This window comes from Paraburkholderia sp. EG304 (genome assembly GCF_046543485.1).
Taxonomy (GTDB): domain Bacteria; phylum Pseudomonadota; class Gammaproteobacteria; order Burkholderiales; family Burkholderiaceae; genus Paraburkholderia; species Paraburkholderia youngii.
In genome coordinates, this window is sequence record NZ_JBKGUA010000044.1 from 1 (window position 1) to 25,628 (window position 25,628).

A 25,628-nucleotide genomic window follows, 5' to 3' on the forward strand; every position below is an offset into this window, starting at 1 on the left:
TGTCATGCGCAACGCCAATCCTGCCGTCCGGTCCGCTCGGTCACGTTCCCGAAATGACCGGTCACGTTGCCGAAATCCCCGGTCACGATCCCGAAACGGCCGGTCACGTTCATCCGAAATACGCAATAAATACGCGGGCTTCGAGATCAGTCTTGCGAGCAGCCTTCACAGTCACCGAATTAACGGTAAATGGCGTCGGCCGGTCGAACACCTCCGGCATTGCGGCTTTCTCATCCGCTTGCGCGATCTTGGCGACCGCTGTCAGCGTCTGCGCAATTGCGAATGGCAACTGCTGCTTCTCGAGTTGCGACAGCGATTTCGTGAGCGCCTTCAGGTCTGCCGAGACGCTGATCGCGAAGTCCATGGACTAAAGAATAGAAAAGCCCGGCGCGTGGCCAGGCAGATCCGTCGACCGGGGTCGCGGGAGGAGACAGGTAGAGAACGTGTGCTCTCAGATTGACGTCGGCCGGATGTGCCCCGCGTAGCCGACCTACGCGTTGCGGCGTCAACCTGAAAACACATTGAGACCCGCTCGCGGCTCGTTACCCTCTGGGTTGCATATAGCTCCCAGACGCCGTTGGCCTTGAGCGGTCCCGACATATACGCGCCGTGTGCGCAGGAATCGAATCCAGTCTCAAGCACCGATAGGCGTCGCTATAGCTCACACAGAGCCGTTTTTGTGAAATCGTACGATGGTGAATGCCATGCTCGCGATTGAGCGTTTATGTGGCGGTCGTCTCGCTTATCGCTTCATGGCTCACCCCGGCTTCAAAACGCGCGCTGAAATGAAAAAAGCCCGCTAGCTTTCGCTTAGCAGGCTTTTTCTACCGACGCCTATGCCTCCCATCAGGGAAGCAAAAGCTCACGCGCGAGGCGGATTCGGTCATCGAGTCCCGACTATAAAACACTTTTCGCGGGTTTACAACCATCCGCGCGAACAATTTTGATGATTTCTTTCGCGGACAGCGCGGCGATGCGTTTCGAGATCGCCGCGTGCGCCTCGGCGAGCACGAGCTCGAAGCGCCGGCCGCGCAGCACTGCACGATGCGTCTTGCGCATTCTCGTCTGCACCTGCTCAGGCGACATGCGCAAAACGTACGTGTACTTCAGCACCCACTTCGACACGTGGTCGGGCATCGACGACCATGCCGCCTCGATCAGCCAACCGTCCTTCTCCACCGGCGTCACGGTCGACGGCGCACCGGCCCCATCCCGCAGCGCGACGCATAGCCGCGCCCATTGCGCGCACACGCCGTCATGGAACTTCGGGGAGCGCACGGTAAATCCCCAGTTGTCCAGCCGTTCCTCAATGCTCTGAAAATCGCTCATCTATCCCCCGTGCGGTATTTTGCTGCATCTGTCCTGTTGCCCTGCTGGCCTCACACGCAGCCCACCGACGCGCGGTACTTCGCGTAGGGCTTGCGAATGTGCTGGTCGAATTTCGCGCGCGCCGCGGCGTCGTGATCGAGCTGCGCGCGGCTGCCGATGCCGCACACTGCGCGGACGAATGCGGCCGCGCCGGCGGCGTTGTTGCACGGGTTGGCCTGGATCGTCTCCACCCATTCCCTAAACGCGCGCTCGCCGCACCACCGGCCGGCCAGCTTGGCGAGTTCACCGCCCTTCGGTCGTTGCGTTGTCGTGCTCATCACATGACCACCGTGAAGTGAATGCCGTGGTACCAGAACCAGTCGACCAACGAGTGGCGCAGATCTGGGCTGCGGGGAAACGGATACTCCACCTGCAACGACTTCCCTTGCGTGAGCTGGCCGCTCAGCGGGCAGCCTTCGAAAGCCACAATCTGAGCCTCCGTGATCTCGTCGATGTGTTGGCGGCTCGTGTCGATCAATCGCTGCGGCACGTCCGACCATTGGATGTATGCGTGTGCGCTCATGCGGTCACCTCGTTATGGATTTCCTCATCTACAGGAACGCCGCTTATCGGGCGCAGCCAAGAATCCAGCAAAGCACCGTCGAGAAACATGACGCCGTGGTCGTTAAACCACGCGGCCTTCCATGCGCACCACCACGCCGGTCGCTGGTCCCAATGCGGGTCGGGGCCACGCGGAGACACAAAGCGAATGACTTCGACCACAAGGCCGTCGAGTGTTCGCTTCATCGGCGCCGAACGCTTCACGCGGGCTCCTCGAGGAGTTCGACCACCGCATCCTGCGAGATCACCGCGAACTCGCCAGTGAGGCCGATCAGGTGCTTCGCCTGGAAGACTCGGAGACCGAGGCCACGCACGATGGCGTGCTCAAGCGTGGCGCCCCGCGATTGCTCCCAGCCCGGCAACAGCGCAACACCGTCGCAGTCGACCAGCTGCTTGATGTCGGCGCGCATGCAGTCGAGCCATTCGGCGGCCGGGTCGGCATTGATCTCTGCCGGGTTGACGATTTCAAAGCCGAGGCCGCGGAGTCGCGCCGTCTCGGCGTGGAACAGGGGGAAGTTGAGCTCGGGGTAACCCGTCATCGGGCCAGCGAGATAGAGCTTCATGCGGCCACCTGTTTTATGAGGGAGAAGAAAGGGTTGCCCTGACCGGCACGAATCATTCGGCGCTCCTGCGCATCGCGGTTCGCCACCGATGAGGCTTTCCGCGGCGGCCGAGGCGCGTCCGGGCCACCACCAAGCTCCCAGAGCCCTGCGTGATCGCCGTACGTCGCCAGGCGCGCCCACTCGCCGACGCGAAACGTGATCCCGCGCTCCTTGCGCAGCGCTTTGTCCACCGCACTACACGACGCGCCGGTGCGCTCTGAGAGTTGATCGATCGTCAGGCGCTGGCCGTCTTGCAGCACGTCTGCGCAAGCGCGAGCGACCCACGAATAGCCAGTGCGCCCAGTGCGTGCCTTGCACCCAGAAATGCCCAGCCGCTGCGCCTCCGCGCGCGCGGCAAGATAACCACGGTGCGGGAGCAAGCGCGCGACCGCTGCCTTGATCGATTCGTTGCCGCGCCAGATCTTCTTCAGCAGACGGATTTCCTCCGGCGACCACACTTCAGCGGCGCGGAGAGCAAGACCATTCCGGCATGCGTGGTTGCGAGCCGCAGCCCATGTGCGGCCGGGCAGGCGATGCATCTGAGACAGCAGCGTAAGATCGCTTTCCGCGACCTCTCTCAATACCGCCTCTTCGGCGGCGCTCCAGCGGCGCGCGCCCATTACGCTGCCTCTCCACTCAATTCCTTCACCTCGACCTCGACGCGCGGCTCCATCGCGTACTTTTTCGTCACCGCAATGTCGACCACCTGCGAGTCGTCCTCGTAGACGATCTCGTTCATGCCATCCTTGATAGCTTTCAGCACGTTGTCGGCGTCTGGCTTGTTCGTCGCGCAGATCACGCCGATGCGTGCTTTCGTCTGGCGAATCTTCGGCCAGCTCAGCGGGATTTCGAGATAGATCGCGACCTTCAGCGACACCGGCCGACCGAACGGGATGCGGCCATGCATCGCCACGCGCGCTGCGGTGCGGATCTTCCGCTCGTACGCCTTAGTCTTGGCCGGCGTGTGCATCCGGATGCCCTCGTCCGTCATTCCGGCCCGCGGCCGACCCTTGGCAACTGGCTGACCATCGACCACGAACGACACGCTGCTCAGCACCGGCGGCTCATGCAGCGTCACTCCGTCGAACTCGTCCGGCTCGCTCGCCGGCGGATTGCCGGTGTTGCGCTCGATCTGGCGCGCGGCGTAGCCAACCTCGCGCACGCGCGCCGTGCCGAACCGGCCATCCTCAATCGCGCCTTCCGGGAATCGAAGTGATGTCTTGCTCACGCTCGCTTTTCGCTGTCGATGTATCTGCGCAGTTCGCGCTCTTGAATCTCTGCTGCCTCGTCGCCGTACCGCTTACGCACCGATTCGACGAGATCCCATGCCTTGTTGCCCCTGCCTTCACGCGCCGCGCGCACCGCAGCCATAAACCGCTCGCGGCATTCCTCAGGCGTCACGCGGCGTCCGTGTTGCCGCTCTTGTCACGGGGGATGTCGTTAAAGTAGCCGTACAGAGCGTCGTATTGCTCGTTGCCGAAGCGCGCCGCGTCGCGCAGCATGTCTTCCATCCATTCGCCGGGGCCCGACGCTTTGACGACCCGCGCCTTGAAGCGCATGAACACTTCGCCCTCTTTCTGCGTGATGCCGAACCGCTTGCCCTGTTCCGCGACGCCCGCATGCGACTTGTGCCAATCGGCCGGCACCGAGCCTGCAGCAGCAGCCACTGCTTCGTCTTTGGCTTCCCAGATCCCGGTCCAGCCGCGCAGCACCGACTCCTCAATCGCAGCGATAACATCGAGACCGCGCTCGTGCAGTTTCGCCAGCTTCTTCAACGAGACCGCGCAAGCGGGGCGAGTCCATGGAACGTCAGCCTTCTTTTCTTTCGCCTCGCGGTGTTCGCACCACATGTCCCACGAATCGAACGGCAGCCATGCGGGCAAATCGATGTTCAGCAGTTCGGCATGCAACGCAATTCGCGGCGCTCGCCGCGCGCCTTGACGGTTCTCTGACGGTTCAGTGGTGGTTCCTGACGAGTCGGGTGCAAAGCTTTTGCACCCTTTAGCGTCGTCGTTTGCACCCTTTGTGTCGTCAGTTGCACCCTTTATGTCGCCGTTTTCACCCTTTCCATTCGGTGCAGAATCTGCGCCCTTTGATCCAGCCAAAATGGGTGCAAGGTCTGCGCCCTTTAGCCAATCAGGGCTGATGCGGTATTCGCGGGCACGTCCACGACCGCCGCCCTGGTTTGCAACGAGGATCAACCAGCCGCGCTTGATCATTCGCTTGATCTGGTATTGCACCGCGCGCTCAGACTGACGCGTCTTGGCCGCCATCGTCTCGATGCTCGGAAAGATGTGCGTACCGTCGTCGTCGGCGTAGTCAGCGAGCTTCAGCGCGAGATTGAGTTCGCCACCACCCTCGGGGTAGCGATCCCACACCTTGTCCATGACCTTGATGCTCATGCGGCCGCTCCGAGCTTCACGCGGTAGACGATGCCATCCGCCTGCTTCTCGATGTCGACGAGGCCGGCCTTGTTCAGCGCCTTGATCTGAGCGCGCACAGCCGATGCGGACAGGCCACACTTAGCCGACAGCACGCGGACGGATGGGAAGCACTCGCCGGTCGACTGAACCGCGAAATCGGCGAGCGCGAGCAGGACGATCTTCGGCGAGTGCGTCAGATCCTTCCGCCAAGCGAGATTGACGAGGTGGAAGCTCACGCGACCGCCTTCGGTGCGATGTCCAGAAGCTGCTGCTTCGTTTGCGTGGCCAGATCCTTGCGCGTACCGACAACCACGAGGCGGCCAGCGTCGAGCAGTTCGCGCACGCGGCCACAGACGCTGCTCAACTTCAGATTTGTGATCGCGGCAATGTCCTCGCGCGTCAGCGGCGGACGGCCGTCGCGGAACGCGTCGATCACCATCTGCTGCTTGGCGGCGAGAAGCTTCACCGGCATGGCGTGATATGCGTCGCTCTGCGTTTCGGCGACGCGACGGTCTGAGCGACCGCTAAAAAAGCTCGCTTCCATATGGGCTCCAATGAGGAGTACTAAATCGGAACATAAGACGCCTGGCTCGCAAGAGGCTTATGTCTCGACTCATCCCATCTGAGGCGCCGGCCGGTCCCCGGCTTGCTGCACTGCCCTACTTCGTCCCCTCGTGTCCCTTCTTGGGACGCGCTTCAAATGCCATCACCAGCGGGTGTGAGTACCCGTATGCGCTTTTCAGGACGTGATACCCCAGCAATTCCGGCGTCGAGACACCTTCACGCGCCGCGCGCACCGCCAAATCGGCCGCTTCCGGAGCAGGGAGCTCAACAACGAGGCTGGTATTGCTCTGCGTCATGCGGCCACCGGCGTCCCAGTGTCGGCCGAGTTGGCACTGCGATCGATCAGGTTCGATGGCAAATTCCCAACCGTGCCAAACAAAAACAGATCTGCCATGCGAGCCATCGCCGCCGAATCACTCTCAATGCCCTGCAATGCCTTGAAAGCCTGCATGCCGTCATATGTACGATCGGAAAGCCGTGTTTTCACTTCGTTTCGGTACTCGGTGCGACGAGACATTTCTTCCTCCTCTCTAAAGGGACTGCCAATGAAACCGGTAAGCGCCCGCGATCTCTTCAAGAGTTCAGATCGCCATCCGCGCAGACTTGGTGCTCTTGTTCGTGCCACCGACTGGCGGCTGAACGTCGTCGGAAGCATCCTGCCTCGCCGGCTCGACCAGTTCAGGCCAGATCGACTGCCAGTCATCGGGCCGCAGCATCTGTCGGGTTACGATCCCGTTGGTAGCCTGCTCGATCGGGGTACAGTGTTCGATGGGAACCTTGCGCTCGGGAGACATCCACTGATGGACAGCACCCTTCGTTACGCCGAGCTTTTCAGCAAGCGCTTTAAAGCCGCCCACTTCGGCTGCGGCAATCGCTATGGGGTGCTTGTTCATGTCGGGGCCGGGCAATGAGTGGTGTCCGAAGCAAGTATAGAGATTCTAGACATGAAAGTAAAGAAAATCGCGACCCGTCTCGTTTAGATTTCCTATACTCTCCGCGCATGGAAATGAGAAACTGGATCCGGTCTGCCCGAAAGAAAGCCGACCTAACACAAGAACAGCTCGGCGAAAAGCTCGGAGTGACCAAGGGAAACGTGTCTGCTTGGGAAAACGGCAGGCACGAGCCCAGCTATGCTCAAATCCAAGAGATTTCGGTCGTCACCAAGTGCCCGATGCCAGACTCTCAGCCAGGCGCTTCCGCCGCAGCCGCCATCGATAGCAAAGATGTGGCAGAGCGCGTCCAAGAAATGCTGACGGAAACAGGTATGGATGCAGCCGCTTTCGCTGCCAAGATCGGCATCCCGCTGGATCGCGTCGGAGCGTGGCTCAAGGGCGCGGCAATTAGCGTGGCCGAGGCAGTCGCGATCCAGAACGTTTTTGGCTACAACAGCGCCTGGGTCCTAGCCCGTGTGGGCGAGAAAAAGGCCGCTATCCAGTACAACGACGAGTACCGGCCGAAGGCACTCGGTAAAAGAAAGGCACTTGCGGTGGTCGGAATGGCTCAGCTGGGAGATAACGGTTTTTGGGCGGAAGTCGAGTACCCAGTCGGTCATGGCGACGGTTACATCGACTGGCCGACAACAGATCCAGATGCATACGCAATCGAATGCTCAGGCGACTCGATGCGGCCCCGTATTAAGCATGGCGAGTTCGTGATTATCGAACCGAACCACCCGTTCCAACCGGGAGACGAGGTCATTGTCAAGGCGAAAGACGGTCGTGTCATGGTCAAAGAGCTCGCATACAAAACCAGCGGCCGCTACACGCTGCTCTCGATCAACGAAGCGCATGGGAAAGTCGTGATCGAAGAAGCGCAGATCGACAAGATTCACTATGTCGCCGGCATCGCGAAGCCGTCGATGTGGCGCCCAGACTGAAGATGCAGTGATGCGCTCGGGGGAGCGCAAAAGGATAAGGGCCGACCTGAGACGGCCTTCGTAGGAGACCAATAATGTCTACGATTAAGGACAACGACGGCCAGCCCGTCATTCGGGGATTCCGCGCAACCGCTGTCACCCAGCGAAAAATCGATGAGCTGCTTGGCATTATCAAGGGCGTGCTTGTTGACGGCGTCGTTAGCCAAGGTGAAGCCGAATATCTCCTCAACTGGATGCAAACGAATCGCGAAGCCGCGAACGTTTGGCCAGCGAGCGTCATCTATCCACGTATCGCCGATGTATTAGCTGACGGTGTCTTGGACCTAGACGAATCCAAAGAAATATTGGATTTGCTCATGTCCACGGTCGGCGGAAACACTGCACCAAATATCGGCGAAGCCTCGAATTCGACCAAACTTCCCGTAACCGACCCGGCTCCTCGAATCGAGTTCGCAGACCGCACTTTTTGCTTCACGGGCAAGTTCTTCAGCGGATCGCGAGATTGGTGCCGCGAACAGGTGACCGCTCGAGGCGGAATCGCCATGGACTCGATCACAAAAAAACTGCACTACCTCGTCATAGGGGAAATCGGATCCCGCGACTGGCTGCATTCCACCTTTGGGACGAAGATCCAAAAGGCGGCGACGTATGCCAGCGACGGCGCACCGCTCGTGATCGTTACGGAGCAGCACTGGGTCGAGCATCTGGACGCCTAACCTCCGGCACAAAGGAAACGACATGAAACGAGTTCCCGCCGGTGCGATAGATTTTGCAGACCACCGTGGCGAGATCGCAGGCTTTGCGCGCGATTGGTTCTTCTGGGTACATCAAAGCTTCAAGCCAGCCTTGGACATCACCTATTCGGAGGTGATCGACCCAGACAAGACTAAAGCGATTCGCGATGCGGAGGCACAACGCCGCGGCTACCGATCGCTCGAGGCGATGCAGGCTTCCATAAAGGAAGCGGGCGAAACACTTGGTGATTCAGTGGAGAATGCTGCTGTGATGCGCTACGCAGTCCACAAGTCATTTGAATCACAAGGGATGCCTCCGCTGTACCGTTTTCGCGCCACTGACGGGTTCGAGAGCCGGTGCGGCAGATGGTATTTGCAGATCTTGCAGGCAACCGAAGATAGAGCCGGCGACGATGGTCCGTCGACAGGCGGCGTGGGCGTGCAAATCTACGCGCGCAGCACAGACGACGGAAATTTGCCTTGGAGCGCCCATCAATGGCATTCCATGAGTCAAGCGCAGTTTGTTGAACTACTCAAAAGCGGGCAAAACGACACTCTCAGCTTGCTTCCCGACGCACCAGACGCGGCGACGACGCCGCCCCTGATCCAAGCTGATCTATTCGCTATGTAAACGTAGGGTTGGGCTTTCGTAAGCACACCCCGTCATCTGTTACAAATCACGGGTCACGATTTTCTTGACTTCCGTTGTCTAGTTTTTCTATACTTCATCTCAAGCGCTGAGTGATCAGCGCGGACGTGCGGAGTGCCCTAAGCGGTGGAGATTGCTCAGTTCAGTCTCCAGTACTTAGGGCGCATCTCACATACCACCAGATTTTCTGGAGTGAGAGATGAACGTCAGAAAAGCCATGCAGCGCGCTCAAGCAAAAAGCCTCGACGGCCATTGCCGGTTCGTCGCGCAGCTCGGCCGCACCGCCGTTGTTCTCTCACTCTCAGATCTGGCCCATTGTCCGAAGGTCCGCATTCAAATGGCCTTCGAGCGCGGTCGCGAAGGTTCGCCGCGGTGACAGGAGCCCATGAGATGAGCACTTTGCACGTACCAGCGCCGCGATTCACGGAGAAAACGCGCGCTCACAATGAGATCGACTACTTCGTCGACGGTGGCATGACCGATGCCGAGCTCGAGCAGTACGCTCGCCGCACCACGAAACGCCCGCTTCTCTGCTTCGCGTTCCTCGCTGCTTCGCCCTTCATCGTCGAAGGCATCTGCCGATGGCTGGGAGTGTGGTAATGCGCGACGTGAAATTCTGCCTGCGCTTGTGCGCTGCTTTCGTCGCGATCGTCGTCATCCTCGGTATCGCCCAGAAGGGGGACGACGAGCAGACCGAGCAAGTGCGCGTTTCGATGCCCAACACCTGATCCCGTAAAGGCTCACCGATGACTTCCTTCTTTTGGTCTCAGTTAGTACTTCTACTGATCGTGGCGTTCGTCTGTGGGTGCTTCGGGTTCATCTTGGGAAGCCTTTGCACCACCAGTGCGCGCGTAGATCGGATCGCCCCCTTCCTGCCGCGCGAGTACGAACACGAATGCGATGCGCACTATCCGTGCATTGGTGATTGATTAGCCCCGACTTGTGGGCGCTGTACCGGCCCACTCTTTTTGGATACCGATATGGCCTCATCAATACGAAGCACGAGTTCAGTCGATGCGACCTTCGGAGTTCAACTCGTCAAGCTGGTTTGCAATTTCATGACTTACCGATCTGATGAGCGGCGGCATAACCTCGCATTCGAACGCTTCCTCACTGCTCAAGCGCCGCTGTCTGCAAATGGAAATCAGCTTCGTCATGCAGGTACGGGTCCTAGTGACGGCTACGACGTGCGGTCGACTGAGTTGGTTAAGCGGCAAGTCATCAAACGCAGAGCGACGATCACGAAGAACTTCGACCGCATTTTCGCTTTCCCGCTTCGCGAATTCCATTTTCTTGGACGACAGTTCGAGTGCCTTACTTGTTTCAAGAGCGTGTTCAACAAAGACCTGCGCAAGTCTGAGCGCCGTTCTTTGATCTCGCTGTGCATCTTTCCTTCGATTCGATTCCAGCAACCAATGTTGATAAAAAACGACCGCGAATGCGCCTATCACAGCAAGCGTGGCTGCAATTGCCTGTGCCAACGAAAGATAGTCTCCATGGTGCCAAGACATGCGTGAACTCCCGATTTTATTTTCTGGCGCGATGGTACGGGTGAACCTCGACCGCAGCAAGACCGCAGCCGCGGCCAGCACAAATGACCTCACCTGAGCGAGACAGCGGTGCAACGCGAACTTCCCCTCAGCACAGACAGCTTCGATCCGGCCACGTATTGGGCCGACAAGCCGTTCAAGAAATGGGTTGTCATGGTCGGACGCTGGAACGGCAACCGGATTGTTGGCCAGACGCTCTACGTCACCGCGTCCACTCGAGAGGGCGCCGAACAAACGGCGCTCGACAACGTCGCAGGTACGAAGCGGCTTGAGGCGCGCGCTCGGCTCGCAACTCCGCGCGATCTCGGCTGCGTGCGCGATGACTCGGCAATCCGCAAGCCGTACGCGTACGAGGTGACCAACGCCCTCGGCGAGCGCGAGCTGATCTTTGCGGATCTCGCCACTCCTGACGACTTGAAGCGCGCTGCCATGCCGCTCTACCGATGAGCCGACCGCAATGAGCACCAACGTTACGACAGCAATGCTGCTCCCGGGCGAGACGACATATGAAGCCGCCGAGCGCATCCGCAGAATTCGCGTGCTGCGCCGCGAGCGCCGCGCGCCAATCGACAAGCTGGTGGAGCGCGACAGGCTGGTAAAGCTCTGGAAGGTGTCCTATCCCATGCACCAGCCCGAACTCTGCCGAATCAAGCCGAGCTTTGCGCTAGTCCACGTTGGCTCGTTCCGGCGTGGGTTGCTTCACGGCCACTTGAGCCTGCTTCCGGGTCGAGTCCCCGCGCACTTGCAGTCGAAATACCGGCGGCATTCGAAGATCGAGCCGCGCGCCCAAGGCGATCTGTTCGCCGCCTAACCGAGTACAACACCATGACCACTAATACAGACGCATTGCCGACAGAAGCCAAACGCGGCACCGATGCCCAGGTCCTGTTCGAACGAGAGCTGACTTGCGAAGCGATCAATGGCGCGATGGCGTTCGGCTACCAGAACACGAACGTGCCGCCGAGCGACGACCACTGGCTCGCACCGTTCTGGAAGATCGGCTGCAAGCAAGCAGAGCTCGAAGCCGCTCTCGGTGCTGGTCGGGCGATGCAGCTTGCCGAAGTTTGCGAAGACGCTGACGGCACGAGGCATATCGAATCGGTCGTCGAGGATCTGGACGATGTGCCCGCGGGCACGAAACTCTACGCCGCTCCACTCCCTCGCGAAGCCGCGACTGCGCCGAGCACCGATGCGCAAGTGCTGGACGGCTCGACCAAGAAGCTGATCGAAGCTGTTTCTGAGCTTTGCGACGAAATGTTCAGTCACGCCAACAACAAGGACAACTCTGCCGGGTTCAGAACGACCACGAACACCGTAGCGCTTCGACTTAACAAAATCGTCGAATCCCACGCCGCACATATCGCCACCGCTCCCCAAGCTACTGCGACTGTGCCACTGAATGACGCAGCGCGCGATGTGCTGGCCGAGCGTCAGCGCCAAGTGACTGCCGAATGCTGGACCCCTGCGCATGACGACGAGCACGACAGCGGTGAAATGGCTGATGCGGCTGCGGCCTATGCGCTGCACGCCTCTGGCTGGACTGAAACGATGCCGCGCGAGGTTTGGCCCGCCGACTGGTCGCAAAAGTGGTGGAAGCCCACCACCTCGCGCCGTGACCTTGTGAAGGCCGGTGCGCTAATCCTCGCTGAAATCGAACGCATTGACCGCGCCGCTATCACGGCATCCGCCGATAAGGAGACTGATCGTGCCTAGACCGCTAGCCCGTAACGCCCAAGCCGAGCTCGTCGTCATCGTCGATGGCGTCGGGATCCTCGCCCAACGCTCGCAACACGTCGCGCAGAAATTCCTCCTCGGCAACCATGAATTCGGGCGTACCGGGTACGAGGTCCTTGAGGCTCTTCTTTCCCTGGGCTTTACGGATAGCGTCAACGCTCATTCCCAATGCCTGCGATTCCAAAAATCGCGGGTGACCGGGGCCAAATTTGGGTTCTTTATCGTCTTCCATTAATCCGTTGTCGGAAATGGATACAAAAACTTTAGGGTGATGGTGTGAGCGAGAACAGCAAAATCGAGTGGACAGACCACACGTTCGGTCCACGGGAGTTTTACCACCTAGCCCTGCGGTCTTGCTGCACGTTGCGGTGGCGTATCGTCCGGTGCGATTCTAATTGGTCGCCTCCCTCCGAACACTTCCGCTGCGCCGTCCAGCATTGCCAACTGCTTTTCTTCGATCATGCCGTGGGCCATCGGCGCGTAGGCTCCCTTCTTGAGCTGCACACGATCGAACGAGAAACGGCGCTCCTTAGCGAGAGCCACGAGGAGGTTTATGAAAAGCTCTTCCCTGCTCCCGTAGAAAGCAGATTTGGCAGCCTCTTGCGTCGGCTCTGCGGTCGAAAGATGGTCGAGATATTCCTTCCATGCGTCCAAAACAGCCTGTTCAGCCTTGCTACGCTGATTACGTCCAAGGCGGACAGGCCCGTAGTAAGTCAGGTCAATCATATTCAGAGCGCCAACATGCTCCCGAGAAAGCCGCGCGCCACGCGTCGCCATAAGCGTTTGGAAGAGCGCTTTCTTTCGGTTTTCCGAATCTTTACTGAGTTCGATCCACTTTTGCGCTTGCACCGCAAAAACTGGCCCCGCAAATGTCGCGAAGGCGATTACCCACTCACCCGTTGTCATTTCCAAGCATCCCATAGCGAAAAAAGAAAGTATGACCGAAGCCGCACAACAAATGATTGAAACCAAGCGCAAACAGTGGGGTGTAAATTGAGCATCGTCACGAATGCAGAGCTGGTCGAACTGACCGGCGGCCTGACGCAAGGCGCAGCGCAAACGCGCTGGATTAAAAAGGCGCTCGGAATCGATGCGCCAAGGAAGGCGGACGGCCACCCGATGTTGACGTGGGAGCAGGTCAACCGTGAGCCGGGCGCTGCCGCGCGCCGCACGGCACCGAAATGGAAGAACGCAGCATGAGAAAACCAATGCGCGACGGCCTCCTGCCGCGAATGGAAGCTCGCCCGACGAAGTCCGGCTTTACATACCGCTATCACCCGGTCGGCGCGAAGCCGATCAACCTCGGCAGCGATCGCGTTGAGGCTATCCGGAAGGTGCTCGACATCACAGGCGCCGGCGACGACCTTGGCACCATCCGGCGCCTGTGGGAGCAGTTTCAGGAGACGCCGGGCTGGAAGCGCTATTCGCCGTACACGCGCGCCGATTACACCCAGTGCTCGCTGAAGCTGCTGGAGATCTTCGGCGACATGCGCGCCTCGGACATCGACGCAACCGACGTCGCACGATACCTTCGGAAAGAGCGCGCCGACGCGCCGGTTCGCGCAAACCGCGAGGCGGCGTTGCTTTCCAATTTGATCGGACTGGCGATCGAGCGCGGTGAGGCGAAGCACAATCCCTGCCGCGAGGTGAAACGCAACGAAGAGCAGCCGCGCACGGAGGCGCCCGAGCCGGCCGATTTCACCGCGTTCGCACATTGGCTCGCGGAGCAGCGTGGCCAGCGCGCAATGATCGGCATGGCCGCCGAATACGCCGCATGCGCCGGCAACCGAAAAGTCGAATTTCTCGACCTGTCCTGGCCACAGATCGACGAGGTGGCCGGCCACATCCGGATCAAGCGCGCGAAGCAACGAGGCAAGAAGCGTGGCGAGGTGATCGAGCAGATAGAGATAACGGCGCAGGTCGCCGCACTGATTGCCCGGCTGAAGGTCGCGCGCGCCGCGCTGAAGAACGACGAATGCATCTACGTCTTCCCAACCCGATACGGTACCGCCTACACGCAGGCCGGGTTCAAGGCGATGTGGCAGAAGTTGATGGTCGAGGCGCTGGAGAAAAAAGTGATCGTGCACCGGTTCACGTTCCACGATCTCCGCGCCTACTACGTGACCCAGCACAAGGCGGAACGCGGCGCACTTCCAGACCTGCACGCCAACCCGGCGACGACCGCGCGCGTCTATGACCGCAGCCGGATTGTGAAGCGTAAAGCGCTTTGAATTGTAAAAGTCGGAATCCAACCTTAAAGATTGTTAAATAAATGCCGACATAAGTTCCAACTCGGCTGCGAGCCATATCTCTCGGTAGAACCACCGGTTATCAAACAATGAAGAAAACTCTGATCCTTCTCGTACGAGTACCCGACCTAGGTGCCCATGGTGAGATCAATGTGTTCACTTATGGCGCCGATGGAAAGGCCGGTGGCGACGGAAGCGACGCCGATATTAGATCGTGGCAGTGAAAAGGGGCCGACGGCGTCGCAAGCGGCTGCCCACTGTGACCGTGGCTGCCCGACCGCCCGTAAATGAAGCCGCAACAGCTTCGACGGCGACAATGGCTTGCGAACGTACGCGAGGCAAGTTAGCAATCACATAACTACGGAAGCGAGAATGACAACAGAGTCGAAGGGGAAAATTAGCCCCAAAAAAGGATTTAAAAAAATAAAGCCCGCCACGGCTGCCGTAGCGTTGTTAGTGGAATTCATAGCGCTCCATTTTTTATATTCCGCAATTTATGATTTCTCCGATGTCAAAAGCGTTGTGGCGGAAGTTGAATTTGGCGCGACATTGATTTCAATCGTCCTCGCCGTGGTCGCAATTCTCTACACATTTTGGCAGGGAACTTCTCAAGCCAATTTTAATGCCGATCTAATGGGGCAAATGGGAAGATTGGAGGCCGTCGGTGATAGTTTGACCACGAATAATGAGAGACTCCACGAAAATGTTCTACACTCCCAGAAAATTTCTGATGGATTGTTGAGAATAGAGTCCGGCGTTTTTAGCGCAAAAAACGAAATATCGAATCTCGGGGGGGCATTGCAATCAATGCTGCCCGGGGAGAAATCGACGACTCCTCCAAACAACGACCAAGCGCGCGACACCACATCGAAAACGAGCGGAATAAAGCCTAATAAATCTGAAATTTATAAATTACGAGATCTACTTAGTTCTGAAGTTGCGAAGAAAAGCTTGCTTTACATGATTTTCGGTTGCGCATCTGAGATGGAAAAGGTACGTAAGCACGTCTTTGATTTTTCTTCGCATTTCGATGGGAAACCGAAGGACGAAAAAAATGAAAGTCGCCTCATGTTCGTCGGCGTTTTTTTAACCGTGATGACGGCGCTTAGACGGACCGGAATTATCAAGACGAAAAACACAGATAATTGGATAGATTGCTCTATTGAAGTTGCAGAAGAATGGCGGGATGCAGTTAAAGACTATATTGATGAGCAACGCAAGAGCGGCAAATATACGGCGTTCATAGAATCGATTTCCAATTCAGAATCGGAAGATGAAAAATCAGAGACGGCGATGGAAGTGTAGCCATTTATTTTGCATAGCGATCTGTACCGCACACGCTCGGCACGTGCGCACACCAACGCCATTGCGGCTGAAGTCACCCGCCGGAGGGGCGACAACCGGATCCATGCCAGTTCCGAAGTCCAAGGCTGTCCTTCGCGTATCGGCATAGAAGCAGGCGCGGAGGTCCATTTCTGCTCCGAACTGAGCTAACGATCTGACATCGCGTGTCCGATCATGTCCAGTTTCACGTTTGAATCGTGGGAACGAAGCTTGAAAATGCCTTATAAATCAGTGGGCAATTTTTGATTTGCATTCCCATTTATGGGTCTCAAACCCGTGTCGGTACTGGATGGATGTACAAGATTGTGATTCCTGTCGTCGTGGGTTCGAGTCCCATCAGCCACCCCAAAGAATTCAAGCAAACGGCGGTGTGAGCAATCACAACGCCGTTTTTGTTTTGCCGGCCGCTTTTCCCGTTTCCCATGATGAACGTGCGGTCTTCCGGGCCCGCACCGCTCCTTCCCGCCCTGTTCCGAGCCGCAAAAAACCGTTTGGCCAACGGGGACGGATCCCCGCTCTGCCTTGCCGCGCTTACGTCTGAACGATTGTTTCTTCGCCGGGAATAGTAATTTCAGATTATCGGCACAAATTCTCGATAGTAGGGGTATACACTGCCTTCCATCGACGTTGCAGACACCTGGTTCACTGGCTCCTGCAACATCTTCCTGAAATGCAGTCGAAACGTTATCGGAGTCCTACCATGAAGACCAAGTTTATCGCCGCCCTGCTGGTTGCCGCTTCCGCCTCGATCGCCGCTCCCGCTTTCGCAAGCGGCTATGGTCCGGCGCCGTATTATCGTCCGTCGGTTGGCGCGCCGGCTTCGCAACAAGGCCAGAACGCGCAGACCGTCGCTGCGGAACGCGCCGACGCGCAATCGAATGCGTACGGTGGCGTGAATAGCGTGTCGACCCAATCGGGCTCGCGCAGCGAACCCAAGTCGGGCCCGCAATCGGTGTACTTCGGCCACTAAGCCACCAGCAGTAGCAGTACCGTCAGATCCGCTGCCGCTGAAGGCAGCGATCAAACTGGGCGCCGCGCATGCAGTATCGATGCCGGCGCCCAGTTGCGTTTACGCCGGCCGGCTCTAGTGCGCCCGGCATCCTTCCGTCGCGATCCGGCTATCCGCCTTAGCTTGCCAGCCCCGCATCGATCAACTCGCGCGCCGCGCTAAAAGCCGCCTGGGCGGCCGCATTCTCGGTGGACCACAAGCTATCGATATGCACGAGTTGCCAGTCGACCACCGTCGAATCCTCGCGCAGCACGCGGAAATGCGCCTTGACGCCGGTCAGCACCTGTTCGACGGCCACCTCGATGTCATAGTCGCCATAGCGCGCCTCGTAGTCGCCCATGTCGACGCCCTTCGGCTCCATGTTCGTCTCCGTGGTTTCGCTGATCGCGGGCAAATGAACGAAACGAACGCGCGCGACTCACCCGCGACGCGCCGCCTCGCTCTTCACCCCCGCCATGCGGCCGGCCGCCTAGCAGCAGATCAATTGCAGTCGCCGGAAAGATACTGCCGGCCGTTGCAGTTGATTTCGACCCCACCGCTGCCCGCTTCGGCAACGAGGTCGCATGCCAGCAACTCCGCCGCGACGGACTGCGCGACTTCGGGCGCCGTCTGTCCGACGCCGACGTCGTTCAGACGCCGCAACGCTTCGACCGCTTCGGGACTCAAGGACTTCGACATGGCCGTCTCCGTCGGAATGCTCAATTCATCGTAGCAAGTTTCATCGGCGGATGCAGGCGTGCCGCGTCCGCAGCGGCCCCGGAACACGGTCTGCTACTAGTGAATTGTGCACACAGCCGCGTGTCTACAAACGACGCGCGACATCGAAGGAGAACGACATGAAGCGAGGCAATTGGGCCACTGTAACGGCCACTGCTGCAGCGCTGGCGGCGCTGCTCGCGAGCGGTGTGAACGCCGTCGCGCAGACGGCGTCCAGCGCGCCGCCGGAAAGCCATGCGCCGATGGTCAAACCGCCCGAGGCGGCATCGGGCGCCGGGGGTTCGAGCAACCCGGACAACATGCCGATCAAGCGACCGGCGAAGCCGACCAACGACCACATGTCGCACGAGCCGCCGGCAAGCGGCGCAAACGCGAAGTAGCCGCCGCGCACGCCGCTCGCACTAGCGCAACGTGATCAAAGCCGCGCGATCGACACCTCGGTCGACTTCACCAGCGCGACTACCTCCGAGCCGACTTTCAGTTCGAGTTCGTCGACCGAGCGCGTCGTGATCACCGACGTAACGATGCCGAACGGCGTCTCCACGTCGACTTCGGACACCACCGAGCCGCGGATGATTTCCTTGACCTTGCCTTTGAACTGATTGCGCACGTTGATGGCGGAAATGCTCATTTCAGATGACTCCACAGAAGCGGTTGATAACGGAATGGATCAAATGGGATCGACTTGCTGGAAAGCTCAGACGGCCCAGCGCACCTCGGTCGGCCGCGTCAGACGGCCCGGTTCCGGCAGGCCGTACGGGTCATAGGCCTCGTACGCGCGATGCGCGAGCGTGTCGTCGTTCGGCGCGTTTTTCAGTACGCGTTGCAGCACGTGGTCTTCGAGCGCCGCGAAGCCCGCCGACGCCCGCGCACGCGGCCGCGCAAGCGCGACCGGCTGATCGAGCGCGATGCGGCCGTCCTCGATCAGCAGAATCCGGTCGCCGAGCGCGACGGCTTCGTGCACGTCGTGTGTGACGAGCAGCGCGGTGAAGCGATGCTCACGCCACAGCCGTTCGATCAGCGTGTGCATTTCGATGCGCGTCAACGCATCGAGCGCACCGAGCGGCTCGTCGAGCAGCAGCAATTGCGGACGATGCACGAGCGCCCGCGCGAGCGCGACGCGCTGCCGCTGACCGCCCGAGAGTTGCGCGGGCCAGTCGTTCGCGCGTTCGAGCAGGCCGACTTCGGCGAGCACCGCGCGCGCATCGTCGCGCGCGCCTCGGCCGCGGCCGAGGCCGAGCATCACGTTCTGCAGCACGCTTTTCCACGGCAGCAGACGCGCATCCTGAAACATGATGCGGGTGTCGAGCGGACCGCCATTACCAGCGCGTTTTTCGAGCACGCCCGAGCTGGCTTCTTCGAGACCGGCGACGAGTCGCAGCAACGTCGACTTGCCGCAGCCGCTGCGGCCGACGATCGCGACGAAGCTGCCCCGCTCGATCGACAGATCAAAGCCCGACAGTACCTCGCGCTCGCCATAGCGTTTGCCGACACCGCGCAACTGCACCGCGTAGTCGCTTGCTGGGCGCGCGTCGCTACGGGTCAGTGCGATGGCGGGTTGCAAGCCGGCCGCCCCGTCCCGCTCACTCTCCGCGGCCTCGTTGGCGTCGTGATCCGCGAGCCGCGGCTGCGCGAGTTCGGTCTCGAGGTCGCTGCCGGCGATGCCGCCGAACGTCGTCGCTAGTGTCGTTGCGCTCATGCTTTTGCTCCTCGCTGATAGGCCGGATGCCAGCGCAGCGACACGCGCTCGAGGCTCTTCGCGAGCATGTCCGCGAGCTTGCCGAGCGCCGCGTACAGCAGAATGCCGACCACCACCACATCGGTTTGCAGGAATTCGCGCGCGTTCATCGTCATGTAGCCGATGCCCGATTGAGCGGAAATCGTCTCGGCGACGATCAGCGTGACCCACATCAGGCCGAACGCGAAGCGCACGCCGACCAGAATCGACGGCAGCGCGCCCGGCAGGATCACGTGGCGGTACAGCGCGAAACCTTTGACGCCATAACTGCGCGCCATCTCGATCAGGTTCGCATCGACCGAACGGATGCCGTGGAACGTGTTCACATAGACCGGGAAGAACACGCCGAGCGCGACGAGGAACACCTTCGCCTGTTCCTCGATACCGAACCACAGGATCACGAGCGGAATCATCGCCAGCGCGGGAATGTTGCGAATCATCTGCACCGTCGAATCGAGCACGATTTCCGCGGGCTTGAACAAACCCGTCGCGAGTCCGAGCACGAGGCCGATGCCGCCGCCGATCGCGAAACCGGACACCGCGCGCCACGTGCTGACCTTCACATCCGCCCACATTTCGCCGGACTGGATCAGCGACCATGCGGCCTTCACGACCGCGAGCGGCTCGGGCAGCACGCGTGTCGAGAGCGCGCCGCTGCGCGCGGCGATTTCCCACGCGAGCAGGATCGCGATCGGCGCGAGCCACGGCACCAGATGCGCGCCGAAACGGCGCAACGCGGCAGCGCGGGCGTTGGACGCGGGCTGCGGGGTTGCCCCCGTGGCCGCGCTCAAAGCAGTGTCACTCATGTTGGCTTTTCTCCTTGCCGGTCGATCAGCTCGCGCTCGCCGCCTTCGGCAGATCGCTGGTCCCGACGATTTCGCCGAACGGTCCCGACAGCGGCCCGTTGGCGACCTTGCTCAAGCGTTGCGGCAGCAGCGGAAACACGAGTTCGGCGAAGCGGTAGGATTCCTCGAGATGCGGATAGCCGGACAGGATGAACGTCTCGATGCCGAGCGCCGCGTACTCCTTCATACGCGCGGCCACCTGCTCCGGACTACCGACCAGCGCGGTGCCCGCGCCGCCGCGCACGAGCCCGACGCCCGCCCACAGATTCGGATAGACCTCGAGCTGCTCGCGCCCGCCGCGCTTGCCGCCGTGCAGCGCGGCCATGCGGCGCTGCCCTTCGGAATCCATCTTTGCGAACGACGCCTGCGCACGCGCAATCGTGTCGTCGTCGAGCTTGCTGATCAGCTTGTCAGCGGCGGCCCACGCTTCTTCCTCGGTCTCGCGCACGATCACGTGCAGACGGATGCCGAAGCGGATCTGCCGGCCGCGTGCCGCGGCGCGTGCGCGAATGTCCGCGATCTTCTTCGCGACCGCTTCGGGCGGCTCGCCCCACGTCAGATAGGTATCGATGTGCTCGGCCGCGATATCGTGCGCGGCCGCCGACGAGCCGCCGAACCACAGCGGCGGATGCGGGTTCTGCACCGGCGGATACAGCGCCTTGCCGCCCTTCGACTGCAGATGCTCGCCGTCGAAATCGATCGCTTCGTTGCTGTGCGAGGCCGTAAGCAGCTTGCGCCAGATATGCAGGAATTCGTCGGTGATTTCGTAGCGCGTGTCGTGATCGACGAACACGCCGTCGCCGGCCAGTTCGGCCGCGTCGCCGCCCGTCACCACATTGATCAGCAGCCGCCCGTTCGACAGCCTGTCGAACGTCGCCGCCATGCGTGCGGCGAGTCCCGGCGACGACAGTCCCGGGCGAATCGCGACGAGGAACTTGAGCCGCTGGGTCGCGGGAATCAGGCTCGACGCGACGACCCAGGCGTCCTCGCACGAGCGGCCGGTCGGCAGCAGCACGCCCTCGTAGCCGAGCGTATCGGCGGCGACGGCGATCTGCCGGAAGTAGTCGTAATCGGCTGCGCGTGCGCCTTGGGACGTACCGAGATAGCGGCTGTCGCCGTGAGTCGGAATGAACCAGAACACATTCATGTTGTTGCTCCTGCCTGCTCTTGAAAGAAAACGGTGGGCGCGAGCGCCGGCCGCACGCATCGAGCCGGCAATCGGCAAGGCGCTGCGACGTGTTGAAGGATTGCGAAACGGACGGTGGACTCAGGCCACCGGCAAAAGCGCTGAAAGCCTATGCGCCGGGCGGACGACACCGCGGACACGACCACGCGCGGGCCCTGCTGCAACGAAGATTCGGCATGAGGCTCGACATGGCGACGGTTTTCCTCGACCAACGTGCGCGTGGTGCGCTCGATTCAACGGATGACGGCGACACCGGCGCCGTCTGCATGAGGAAACAGTCTATGGAGCGGTCCGCGGCTTTTGAACGATTTTTTTTAGCTTAGGAATTCCGCTTTCGTGATTAGCCCGGCGCTACCGCATACGGTTGTTGCGCTTTACACACGCGGCCCCGGCCGCCGCACCCCGATCGATATAATGGCGCTCGTTTCCAATCACCCGGTACAGGCCTTGCGATTCGCGTCGCCAGTACGTTGCCGGTGCAATGCATGCACAAAATAATTCTGCCGTTCGTCGCCGGTTTTCTGGCTTCCTTGTTCTTCCGCGAATCGACGCTGGCGCTGATGCACGCCGCCGGCATGATCGACCCCACAGGTTTTTCGACCGCGCCGTTTTTGCCGCTCGGCCTGCCTGAATTCGTCGCAAACGCAATCTGGAGCGCGTGCTGGGCCGTGCTGATGGCCTGGCTCCTGCGCGTCGCGCCGCATCGACACGCGCCGTGGGTACCGGCGTTCGTGTTCGGTGGCATCGTGCTGACGGCCGCGAGCGTGTTCGTCGTCGATCCGCTGCGCGGCATCTGGCCGAGCGGCAACATGCTGCCGCGCCTCGCAGTGGGCTTCGCGGCCAATGCGATGTGGGGCTGGGGCGCGCTCGTGTTCATGCGCGCGTTCATGGCGAGCGAGGCTGAGGAATAAGCGCGTAGCGCGTCAGTTCGCGCAACGCGTAGATTCGCGCGGGCGGGTTCGGGAGACGGCGCGCTCAGTGCACGTTCACCCGCGCAGCGCGGCTAGCGGGTGTCCGTCCGCCGGCCACGGACTGTCGAACATCTTCTCCACATCGGCCTGGTCGACGTCCTCGATGCGCGCGAAACGCCAGCGCGGCGCGTTGTCCTTGTCGATGATGCGCGCGCGAATGCCTTCCACCGTATCGCCGAGCAGGAAGCTCGAGCGAGTCAGATCGAGATCGACACGCAGCACATCGGCCATCGACCCTTCCGCGCGCGTGACCACTTCGAGCGAGACCGCCATCGACAGCGGCGAGCGCTCGCGCAGCACCGCGATCGTCCGCTCGGCCCACTCGGCCGAGTCGCCGCCGCGCTCGCGTTCCTGTTCGAGCGACGCGAGTATCCGCGCGACGTCGGGCAGCGCGAAATGCCGGTCGATCAACGGGCGCGCCTTCGCGAGCGCACTCTCCTCGGGCTGCGGCGAGACTTGATACGCGAGCGTCTCGCGCTCGACGCATGCAACCACATCCGCGCCGCGCTCGAACTCTTCGCGGCTCAACGTAGCGACGAGCGCGGGCAACGCCGCGTCGTCAATATAGACATCGGCGAGGCCCGCGTACAACGCGTCGGCCGCGCCGATCGTCTCGCCCGTCACCGCAAGATAGCGACCGATCGCGCCGGGCGTACGCGCGAGAAACCAGCTCGCACCGACGTCCGGAAAAAGGCCGATACGCGTTTCGGGCATCGCCATCTTCGTCGATTGCGTGACGACGCGCAGGCCGCCGGTGCGATGCGCGCCCTGCGAAATGCCCATGCCGCCGCCCATCACGATGCCGTTCATCAACGCGATATACGGTTTCGGGTACACGAAGATCGCGTGATTGAGGCGGTATTCCTCGCTGAAGAACGTGTCGCGTGCCTGCTGGTCGCCGCGTTGCGCCGCCTCGTACATGAAGCGGATGTCGCCGCCCGCGCAGAACGCGCGCTCATGCCGGCTGCGCACGACGACGGCCAGCACCTCGGGGTCGTCGCGCCACTGGTCGAGCGCCGCATGGATCGCGCGGATCATGCCGGTCGACAGCGCGTTCAGCGCTTTCGGCCGCTCCAGTTCGATGAAACCGATGCGGTTGGTTACGTGGGTCGCGATTTCGTCGCTAGTGGCGGGCGAGGCGGACGTGGACATGGAGAACTGGGCGCGGCGGCGCGGGTTGACGTGGAACTGAACGTTATCACGTGCCTGCCGCTTTGCGTTTGGTGACGGGCTTGGGGGCCGTGTCCGGGGATTCGGCAGGTTCGGATTGGCGCCGCGCGACGGTTTTCTTGCCGCGCACTGCGGCGCTCTTCGATGCGCCCGCTGCCACGGGCTGCGGCGCGCCAAGCCATGCGTCGAGCGTGACGCCGACGAGCGTCTCGAGCGGCGCACTCGGAAACACCGGACACGTGAGATTCAACGCGACGATGCCATGCAGACTCGCCCACAACGCTTCGGCCCACACGGCCGACTCCATCGATGCAACCGACGCCGACAGACGCCCCGCTGCTCGCAATTCGTCGAGCGCGTCGATCATGATGCGCAGCGCAGCGTCGCCGGGGTCGTCGTCGGCGTTGCCTCGGGACGCGGTTGAACCACCGGTCCCGCCGTTCGCGCTTGCATCTTCCGCGTTGCCGCCGTCTTTGCCAGCAGCCGCCGCGCCACCGAGCGCCGCGCCCGTATAGCTCGGATCCTCCATGAAAATCAGCCGGTACGTTTCCGGATGCTCGACGCCGAACGCGACGTACGCGCGCCCGAGCGCCTTCAGCCGTTCGGCGGGATCTGCGATGTGCACTCGCGGCACGAAGCTCGCGAGCAACTGCGCGTAGCCCTCCTCGCACAAGGCCCGCGCGATGTCGTCGCGACTCGCGAAATGCAGATACAACGTGGCGGGCGAATATTCGATTGCGTCGGCGATCTTGCGCATCGACAGCGCGGCAAAGCCTTCGCGCACGACGATGCGCCGCGCGGCATCGAGGATGCGTTCGCGCAGCGCCTGTTTCTGGCGGTGTTTTCGTTCAGCGATTCCCATGATCCGCAATTTACAGGTTGACAAACTGAAAAGTCAATTTAAACTGAACACCGTTTACTGAACGTCGTTTAGTAAATTTTCGTCAGTCAACGAAGTAGCCACGAGCGCACGCGACGAGGTCGCGCCGCCATCTGAAGGAGTCGTCATGCAAGCCACGGGAAAGGTCGGTTTATTCGGTGCCGCGGGCGCGGCGGGTCAAAGCATTGCCGCGGCGCTTGGTGCGGCGGGCCGCGATTATCGGGTGGTCGGCCGTTCACGCGAGGCATTGCAACGGACCTTCGGTGACGACCCGCACGCGGAGATCGTCACCTGGAACCCCGACGACCCCGCCTCGATCCGCGCCGCTGCCGCCGGTCTGCAGACCGTGATCTACCTCGTCGGCGTGCCCTACGACCAGTTCGCGCAGCACCCGCCGTTGATGGAGAAAACGCTGGCTGGCGTGACGGCCGCCGGCGTCGAGCGCTTCATTCTGATCGGCACCGTCTATCCGTATGGCCGCGCGCGCGGCAATCCGATTCGCGAAGATCATCCGCGCGAGCCGCATACGTTCAAGGGCCGCATGCGGCTCGAACAGGAAAAGCTCGTGCTGGCCGCGCATGGCCAGAAAGGTCTCGAAACGCTGGTATTGCGGCTGCCCGATTTCTACGGACCGGGGGTTGAGCGCAGCCTGTTGCACGGTGTCTTCGTTGGCGCCGCTACCGGTAAGCGCGCGCAGGTGCTCGGTCCCATCGACGTACCGCACGAATTCATCTTTCTGCCGGATGTCGGTCCCGTGGTCGAACGACTCACGCGCACGCCCGAGGCTTACGGCCGCTGGTGGCATCTCGGGGGCGCCGGCACGATCACGCAGCGGGAAGTGGCACGCGAGGCGTACGCGCTCGCGGGCCGCGAGCCGAAGCTGATGGTGGCCGGTAAGGGCATGCTGCGCGTGCTCGGGTTATTCAATCCGCTGATGCGCGAACTGGTCGAGATGAACTATCTGTTGACCGAGCCTGTCGTGCTCGATGATTCGGCGCTGGCCACGTTGATAGGGCCGCTCAACAAAACTTCGTATCAGGAAGGGATCAGGCGGTGCTTCGAAGCGGCGCGCGAGGCAGTGCCGGTGCACGGAGTGAATTAGCGGCAACGCGTTGGCGATGCGTTGGCGGAAGGACAGTTCCGCTCAGCCTGCCATCTGCCCGGGCGGAAAATGACCACTCTTGAGTAGTACGGGTGTGCCGTTGCTGATCTGCAAATGCTCGCGCGCAACGGCCTCGATGCGCGGCCGGCCCGCATCGAACGCACGCAGCCAGCCGTCGAGGTCCTCGCTGTAAGCGCCGAAATGATCCTCGAGCGCTTCCACCGAGATCGCGCACGGCACCGGCTCACCGTCTACCAGCGCGGAAAACACGACGGTCAGGTTGGAGTCGCGGTAAGCAGGCGCGTCTTCGGGAAAACGGATTTCCATGGTCGCCTCGTCAAAAGGTGGCGGCGGGA

44 protein-coding genes and 1 pseudogene are annotated in these 25,628 nt (G+C 61.1%); 19 read left to right on the top strand and 26 right to left on the bottom strand.

Translation table 11 applies throughout. From position 1 onward, the window contains the following. Window positions 1-371 (top strand): hypothetical protein (locus ACLFKU_RS33220; protein ID WP_410851935.1); only part of this gene is annotated, 371 nt, incomplete at its 5' end. A gap of 526 nt (window positions 372-897) precedes the next feature. Here ACLFKU_RS33220 and ACLFKU_RS33225 read toward each other — a convergent pair. The 14 genes from ACLFKU_RS33225 to ACLFKU_RS33290 all read right to left on the bottom strand — a co-directional run bounded on the left by ACLFKU_RS33225 (window position 898) and on the right by ACLFKU_RS33290 (window position 6,411). Next, on the bottom strand, window positions 898-1,329 hold the full coding sequence (locus ACLFKU_RS33225; protein WP_410851936.1) for a hypothetical protein: 432 nt from the start codon (window positions 1,327-1,329) through the stop codon (window positions 898-900). Window positions 1,330-1,379: 50 nt separating this feature from the next. Further along, window positions 1,380-1,646, bottom strand: coding sequence for a hypothetical protein (locus tag ACLFKU_RS33230; RefSeq protein ID WP_410851937.1), 267 nt, complete (start codon window positions 1,644-1,646; stop codon window positions 1,380-1,382). Beyond that, window positions 1,646-1,891 carry a phage portal protein gene (locus ACLFKU_RS33235; RefSeq protein WP_410851938.1) on the bottom strand — a complete coding sequence of 82 codons (246 nt, stop codon included), beginning with the start codon at window positions 1,889-1,891 and terminating at the stop codon, window positions 1,646-1,648. The genes ACLFKU_RS33230 and ACLFKU_RS33235 overlap by 1 nt, the downstream gene beginning before the upstream one ends. After that, window positions 1,888-2,133: a hypothetical protein gene (locus ACLFKU_RS33240; RefSeq protein ID WP_410851939.1), complete on the bottom strand. Its 246-nt coding sequence runs from the start codon at window positions 2,131-2,133 to the stop codon at window positions 1,888-1,890. The genes ACLFKU_RS33235 and ACLFKU_RS33240 overlap by 4 nt, the downstream gene beginning before the upstream one ends. After that, complete coding sequence (locus tag ACLFKU_RS33245) at window positions 2,130-2,492, bottom strand: DUF4406 domain-containing protein (protein ID WP_410851940.1); 363 nt, start codon at window positions 2,490-2,492, stop codon at window positions 2,130-2,132. Before ACLFKU_RS33245 ends, ACLFKU_RS33240 begins: the two co-directional genes overlap by 4 nt. Next, on the bottom strand, window positions 2,489-3,151 hold the full coding sequence (locus ACLFKU_RS33250; RefSeq protein ID WP_410851941.1) for a hypothetical protein: 663 nt from the start codon (window positions 3,149-3,151) through the stop codon (window positions 2,489-2,491). The genes ACLFKU_RS33245 and ACLFKU_RS33250 overlap by 4 nt, the downstream gene beginning before the upstream one ends. Then, window positions 3,151-3,759, bottom strand: coding sequence for a RusA family crossover junction endodeoxyribonuclease (locus ACLFKU_RS33255; RefSeq protein ID WP_410851942.1), 609 nt, complete (start codon window positions 3,757-3,759; stop codon window positions 3,151-3,153). The genes ACLFKU_RS33250 and ACLFKU_RS33255 overlap by 1 nt, the downstream gene beginning before the upstream one ends. Continuing rightward, complete coding sequence (locus tag ACLFKU_RS33260; protein ID WP_410851943.1) at window positions 3,756-3,932, bottom strand: hypothetical protein; 177 nt, start codon at window positions 3,930-3,932, stop codon at window positions 3,756-3,758. The genes ACLFKU_RS33255 and ACLFKU_RS33260 overlap by 4 nt, the downstream gene beginning before the upstream one ends. After that, window positions 3,929-4,933, bottom strand: coding sequence for a helix-turn-helix domain-containing protein (locus ACLFKU_RS33265; protein ID WP_410851944.1), 1,005 nt, complete (start codon window positions 4,931-4,933; stop codon window positions 3,929-3,931). The genes ACLFKU_RS33260 and ACLFKU_RS33265 overlap by 4 nt, the downstream gene beginning before the upstream one ends. Beyond that, window positions 4,930-5,190 carry a helix-turn-helix domain-containing protein gene (locus ACLFKU_RS33270; RefSeq protein ID WP_410851945.1) on the bottom strand — a complete coding sequence of 87 codons (261 nt, stop codon included), beginning with the start codon at window positions 5,188-5,190 and terminating at the stop codon, window positions 4,930-4,932. Before ACLFKU_RS33270 ends, ACLFKU_RS33265 begins: the two co-directional genes overlap by 4 nt. Beyond that, window positions 5,187-5,426, bottom strand: coding sequence for a hypothetical protein (locus ACLFKU_RS33275; protein WP_410851946.1), 240 nt, complete (start codon window positions 5,424-5,426; stop codon window positions 5,187-5,189). The genes ACLFKU_RS33270 and ACLFKU_RS33275 overlap by 4 nt, the downstream gene beginning before the upstream one ends. Before the next feature lie 187 nt (window positions 5,427-5,613). After that, a complete protein-coding gene (locus ACLFKU_RS33280) occupies window positions 5,614-5,814 on the bottom strand; it encodes a hypothetical protein (protein ID WP_176367836.1) in 201 nt (66 codons plus the stop codon). Beyond that, window positions 5,811-6,035, bottom strand: coding sequence for a hypothetical protein (locus ACLFKU_RS33285; RefSeq protein WP_410851947.1), 225 nt, complete (start codon window positions 6,033-6,035; stop codon window positions 5,811-5,813). Before ACLFKU_RS33285 ends, ACLFKU_RS33280 begins: the two co-directional genes overlap by 4 nt. Window positions 6,036-6,099: 64 nt before the next feature. Beyond that, entirely contained in the window at window positions 6,100-6,411 is a 312-nt protein-coding gene (locus tag ACLFKU_RS33290) for a transcriptional regulator (protein ID WP_410851948.1), read from the bottom strand. Between the two features lie 113 nt (window positions 6,412-6,524). On the opposite strand from ACLFKU_RS33290, the gene ACLFKU_RS33295 reads away from it, so the two are divergent. The 6 genes from ACLFKU_RS33295 (at window position 6,525) to ACLFKU_RS33320 (ending at window position 9,505) form a co-directional block, all read left to right on the top strand. Continuing rightward, window positions 6,525-7,394 carry a helix-turn-helix domain-containing protein gene (locus ACLFKU_RS33295; protein ID WP_410851949.1) on the top strand — a complete coding sequence of 290 codons (870 nt, stop codon included), beginning with the start codon at window positions 6,525-6,527 and terminating at the stop codon, window positions 7,392-7,394. A 74-nt stretch (window positions 7,395-7,468) separates the two neighbouring features. Then, on the top strand, window positions 7,469-8,110 hold the full coding sequence (locus ACLFKU_RS33300; RefSeq protein ID WP_410851950.1) for a BRCT domain-containing protein: 642 nt from the start codon (window positions 7,469-7,471) through the stop codon (window positions 8,108-8,110). A gap of 22 nt (window positions 8,111-8,132) precedes the next feature. Further along, window positions 8,133-8,759: a hypothetical protein gene (locus tag ACLFKU_RS33305; RefSeq protein WP_410851951.1), complete on the top strand. Its 627-nt coding sequence runs from the start codon at window positions 8,133-8,135 to the stop codon at window positions 8,757-8,759. A 217-nt stretch (window positions 8,760-8,976) separates the two neighbouring features. Next, window positions 8,977-9,153, top strand: coding sequence for a hypothetical protein (locus ACLFKU_RS33310; RefSeq protein ID WP_410851952.1), 177 nt, complete (start codon window positions 8,977-8,979; stop codon window positions 9,151-9,153). A 14-nt stretch (window positions 9,154-9,167) separates the two neighbouring features. Continuing rightward, complete coding sequence (locus ACLFKU_RS33315; RefSeq protein ID WP_410851953.1) at window positions 9,168-9,377, top strand: hypothetical protein; 210 nt, start codon at window positions 9,168-9,170, stop codon at window positions 9,375-9,377. Then, window positions 9,377-9,505: a hypothetical protein gene (locus ACLFKU_RS33320; protein ID WP_410851954.1), complete on the top strand. Its 129-nt coding sequence runs from the start codon at window positions 9,377-9,379 to the stop codon at window positions 9,503-9,505. The genes ACLFKU_RS33315 and ACLFKU_RS33320 overlap by 1 nt, the downstream gene beginning before the upstream one ends. A gap of 279 nt (window positions 9,506-9,784) precedes the next feature. Here the strand turns inward: ACLFKU_RS33320 and ACLFKU_RS33325 are convergent, their stop codons facing one another. After that, a complete protein-coding gene (locus ACLFKU_RS33325) occupies window positions 9,785-10,288 on the bottom strand; it encodes a hypothetical protein (RefSeq protein WP_410851955.1) in 504 nt (167 codons plus the stop codon). A gap of 108 nt (window positions 10,289-10,396) precedes the next feature. Here ACLFKU_RS33325 and ACLFKU_RS33330 point away from each other — a divergent pair, with 108 nt between their 5' ends. Genes ACLFKU_RS33330 through ACLFKU_RS33340 form a run of 3 tightly spaced genes read left to right on the top strand, consistent with a single transcriptional unit; the run spans window position 10,397 to window position 12,040 of the window. After that, window positions 10,397-10,774, top strand: coding sequence for a hypothetical protein (locus ACLFKU_RS33330; protein ID WP_410851956.1), 378 nt, complete (start codon window positions 10,397-10,399; stop codon window positions 10,772-10,774). A 10-nt stretch (window positions 10,775-10,784) separates the two neighbouring features. Next, window positions 10,785-11,138: a hypothetical protein gene (locus ACLFKU_RS33335; protein WP_410851957.1), complete on the top strand. Its 354-nt coding sequence runs from the start codon at window positions 10,785-10,787 to the stop codon at window positions 11,136-11,138. A gap of 14 nt (window positions 11,139-11,152) precedes the next feature. Next, window positions 11,153-12,040 (top strand): hypothetical protein, encoded by an 888-nt coding sequence (locus tag ACLFKU_RS33340; protein ID WP_410851958.1) that lies wholly within the window; start codon window positions 11,153-11,155, stop codon window positions 12,038-12,040. A gap of 4 nt (window positions 12,041-12,044) precedes the next feature. Here the strand turns inward: ACLFKU_RS33340 and ACLFKU_RS33345 are convergent, their stop codons facing one another. Both ACLFKU_RS33345 and ACLFKU_RS33350 read right to left on the bottom strand, forming a co-directional pair. Continuing rightward, complete coding sequence (locus tag ACLFKU_RS33345) at window positions 12,045-12,293, bottom strand: hypothetical protein (protein ID WP_410851959.1); 249 nt, start codon at window positions 12,291-12,293, stop codon at window positions 12,045-12,047. Window positions 12,294-12,400: 107 nt separating this feature from the next. Further along, the gene (locus tag ACLFKU_RS33350; protein ID WP_410851960.1) at window positions 12,401-12,967 is read right to left on the bottom strand and encodes a DUF6680 family protein; all 567 of its coding nucleotides are present in this window, start codon (window positions 12,965-12,967) and stop codon (window positions 12,401-12,403) included. 87 nt (window positions 12,968-13,054) lie between these two features. Here ACLFKU_RS33350 and ACLFKU_RS33355 point away from each other — a divergent pair, with 87 nt between their 5' ends. The 5 genes and pseudogenes from ACLFKU_RS33355 to ACLFKU_RS33375 all read left to right on the top strand — a co-directional run bounded on the left by ACLFKU_RS33355 (window position 13,055) and on the right by ACLFKU_RS33375 (window position 16,624). Then, window positions 13,055-13,261, top strand: a complete 207-nt coding sequence (locus ACLFKU_RS33355; protein WP_410851961.1) for a DUF4224 domain-containing protein — start codon at window positions 13,055-13,057, stop codon at window positions 13,259-13,261. An 8-nt stretch (window positions 13,262-13,269) separates the two neighbouring features. Beyond that, window positions 13,270-14,292 carry a tyrosine recombinase XerC gene (xerC, locus tag ACLFKU_RS33360; RefSeq protein ID WP_410851962.1) on the top strand — a complete coding sequence of 341 codons (1,023 nt, stop codon included), beginning with the start codon at window positions 13,270-13,272 and terminating at the stop codon, window positions 14,290-14,292. A gap of 149 nt (window positions 14,293-14,441) precedes the next feature. Then, window positions 14,442-14,534, top strand: a pseudogene (locus ACLFKU_RS33365) (type II secretion system protein GspG); the annotation flags it as partial. Between the two features lie 148 nt (window positions 14,535-14,682). Beyond that, the gene (locus ACLFKU_RS33370) at window positions 14,683-15,615 is read left to right on the top strand and encodes a hypothetical protein (protein ID WP_410851963.1); all 933 of its coding nucleotides are present in this window, start codon (window positions 14,683-14,685) and stop codon (window positions 15,613-15,615) included. Between the two features lie 739 nt (window positions 15,616-16,354). Next, complete coding sequence (locus tag ACLFKU_RS33375) at window positions 16,355-16,624, top strand: hypothetical protein (protein WP_368582832.1); 270 nt, start codon at window positions 16,355-16,357, stop codon at window positions 16,622-16,624. A 157-nt stretch (window positions 16,625-16,781) separates the two neighbouring features. Here the strand turns inward: ACLFKU_RS33375 and ACLFKU_RS33380 are convergent, their stop codons facing one another. Together ACLFKU_RS33380 and ACLFKU_RS33385 are read right to left on the bottom strand one after the other, a co-directional pair. Next, the gene (locus tag ACLFKU_RS33380) at window positions 16,782-17,024 is read right to left on the bottom strand and encodes a DUF6566 family protein (RefSeq protein WP_410851964.1); all 243 of its coding nucleotides are present in this window, start codon (window positions 17,022-17,024) and stop codon (window positions 16,782-16,784) included. 119 nt (window positions 17,025-17,143) lie between these two features. Beyond that, window positions 17,144-17,341 (bottom strand): hypothetical protein, encoded by a 198-nt coding sequence (locus tag ACLFKU_RS33385; protein ID WP_013089281.1) that lies wholly within the window; start codon window positions 17,339-17,341, stop codon window positions 17,144-17,146. Between the two features lie 158 nt (window positions 17,342-17,499). On the opposite strand from ACLFKU_RS33385, the gene ACLFKU_RS33390 reads away from it, so the two are divergent. Continuing rightward, a complete protein-coding gene (locus ACLFKU_RS33390) occupies window positions 17,500-17,760 on the top strand; it encodes a hypothetical protein (protein WP_368582829.1) in 261 nt (86 codons plus the stop codon). A 35-nt stretch (window positions 17,761-17,795) separates the two neighbouring features. On the opposite strand, the gene ACLFKU_RS33395 is transcribed toward ACLFKU_RS33390, so the two are convergent. The 4 genes from ACLFKU_RS33395 to ssuD form a co-directional block, all read right to left on the bottom strand. Next, window positions 17,796-18,011, bottom strand: a complete 216-nt coding sequence (locus ACLFKU_RS33395; protein ID WP_008922916.1) for a molybdopterin-binding protein — start codon at window positions 18,009-18,011, stop codon at window positions 17,796-17,798. A 66-nt stretch (window positions 18,012-18,077) separates the two neighbouring features. After that, entirely contained in the window at window positions 18,078-19,079 is a 1,002-nt protein-coding gene (locus ACLFKU_RS33400) for an ATP-binding cassette domain-containing protein (RefSeq protein WP_410851965.1), read from the bottom strand. Further along, window positions 19,076-19,924 carry an aliphatic sulfonate ABC transporter permease SsuC gene (gene ssuC / locus ACLFKU_RS33405; protein ID WP_368582827.1) on the bottom strand — a complete coding sequence of 283 codons (849 nt, stop codon included), beginning with the start codon at window positions 19,922-19,924 and terminating at the stop codon, window positions 19,076-19,078. Before ssuC ends, ACLFKU_RS33400 begins: the two co-directional genes overlap by 4 nt. A gap of 25 nt (window positions 19,925-19,949) precedes the next feature. Continuing rightward, entirely contained in the window at window positions 19,950-21,110 is a 1,161-nt protein-coding gene (ssuD, locus tag ACLFKU_RS33410; RefSeq protein WP_410851966.1) for an FMNH2-dependent alkanesulfonate monooxygenase, read from the bottom strand. An 89-nt stretch (window positions 21,111-21,199) separates the two neighbouring features. Between ssuD and ACLFKU_RS33415 the strand changes: the two genes are divergently transcribed. Together ACLFKU_RS33415 and ACLFKU_RS33420 are read left to right on the top strand one after the other, a co-directional pair. After that, complete coding sequence (locus tag ACLFKU_RS33415; RefSeq protein WP_368582825.1) at window positions 21,200-21,472, top strand: hypothetical protein; 273 nt, start codon at window positions 21,200-21,202, stop codon at window positions 21,470-21,472. A 162-nt stretch (window positions 21,473-21,634) separates the two neighbouring features. After that, window positions 21,635-22,060: a hypothetical protein gene (locus tag ACLFKU_RS33420; RefSeq protein ID WP_410851967.1), complete on the top strand. Its 426-nt coding sequence runs from the start codon at window positions 21,635-21,637 to the stop codon at window positions 22,058-22,060. Window positions 22,061-22,135: 75 nt separating this feature from the next. Here ACLFKU_RS33420 and ACLFKU_RS33425 read toward each other — a convergent pair whose 3' ends face one another. Next, window positions 22,136-23,272 carry an enoyl-CoA hydratase/isomerase family protein gene (locus ACLFKU_RS33425; protein ID WP_410851968.1) on the bottom strand — a complete coding sequence of 379 codons (1,137 nt, stop codon included), beginning with the start codon at window positions 23,270-23,272 and terminating at the stop codon, window positions 22,136-22,138. 46 nt (window positions 23,273-23,318) lie between these two features. After that, window positions 23,319-24,152, bottom strand: a complete 834-nt coding sequence (locus ACLFKU_RS33430) for a TetR/AcrR family transcriptional regulator (protein WP_410851969.1) — start codon at window positions 24,150-24,152, stop codon at window positions 23,319-23,321. 145 nt (window positions 24,153-24,297) lie between these two features. On the opposite strand from ACLFKU_RS33430, the gene ACLFKU_RS33435 reads away from it, so the two are divergent. Beyond that, the gene (locus ACLFKU_RS33435) at window positions 24,298-25,272 is read left to right on the top strand and encodes an NAD-dependent epimerase/dehydratase family protein (protein WP_410851970.1); all 975 of its coding nucleotides are present in this window, start codon (window positions 24,298-24,300) and stop codon (window positions 25,270-25,272) included. A 42-nt stretch (window positions 25,273-25,314) separates the two neighbouring features. Here the strand turns inward: ACLFKU_RS33435 and ACLFKU_RS33440 are convergent, their stop codons facing one another. After that, window positions 25,315-25,599, bottom strand: a complete 285-nt coding sequence (locus tag ACLFKU_RS33440) for a DUF1488 domain-containing protein (protein WP_013089272.1) — start codon at window positions 25,597-25,599, stop codon at window positions 25,315-25,317. Between the last annotated feature and the right edge of the window lie 29 nt (window positions 25,600-25,628).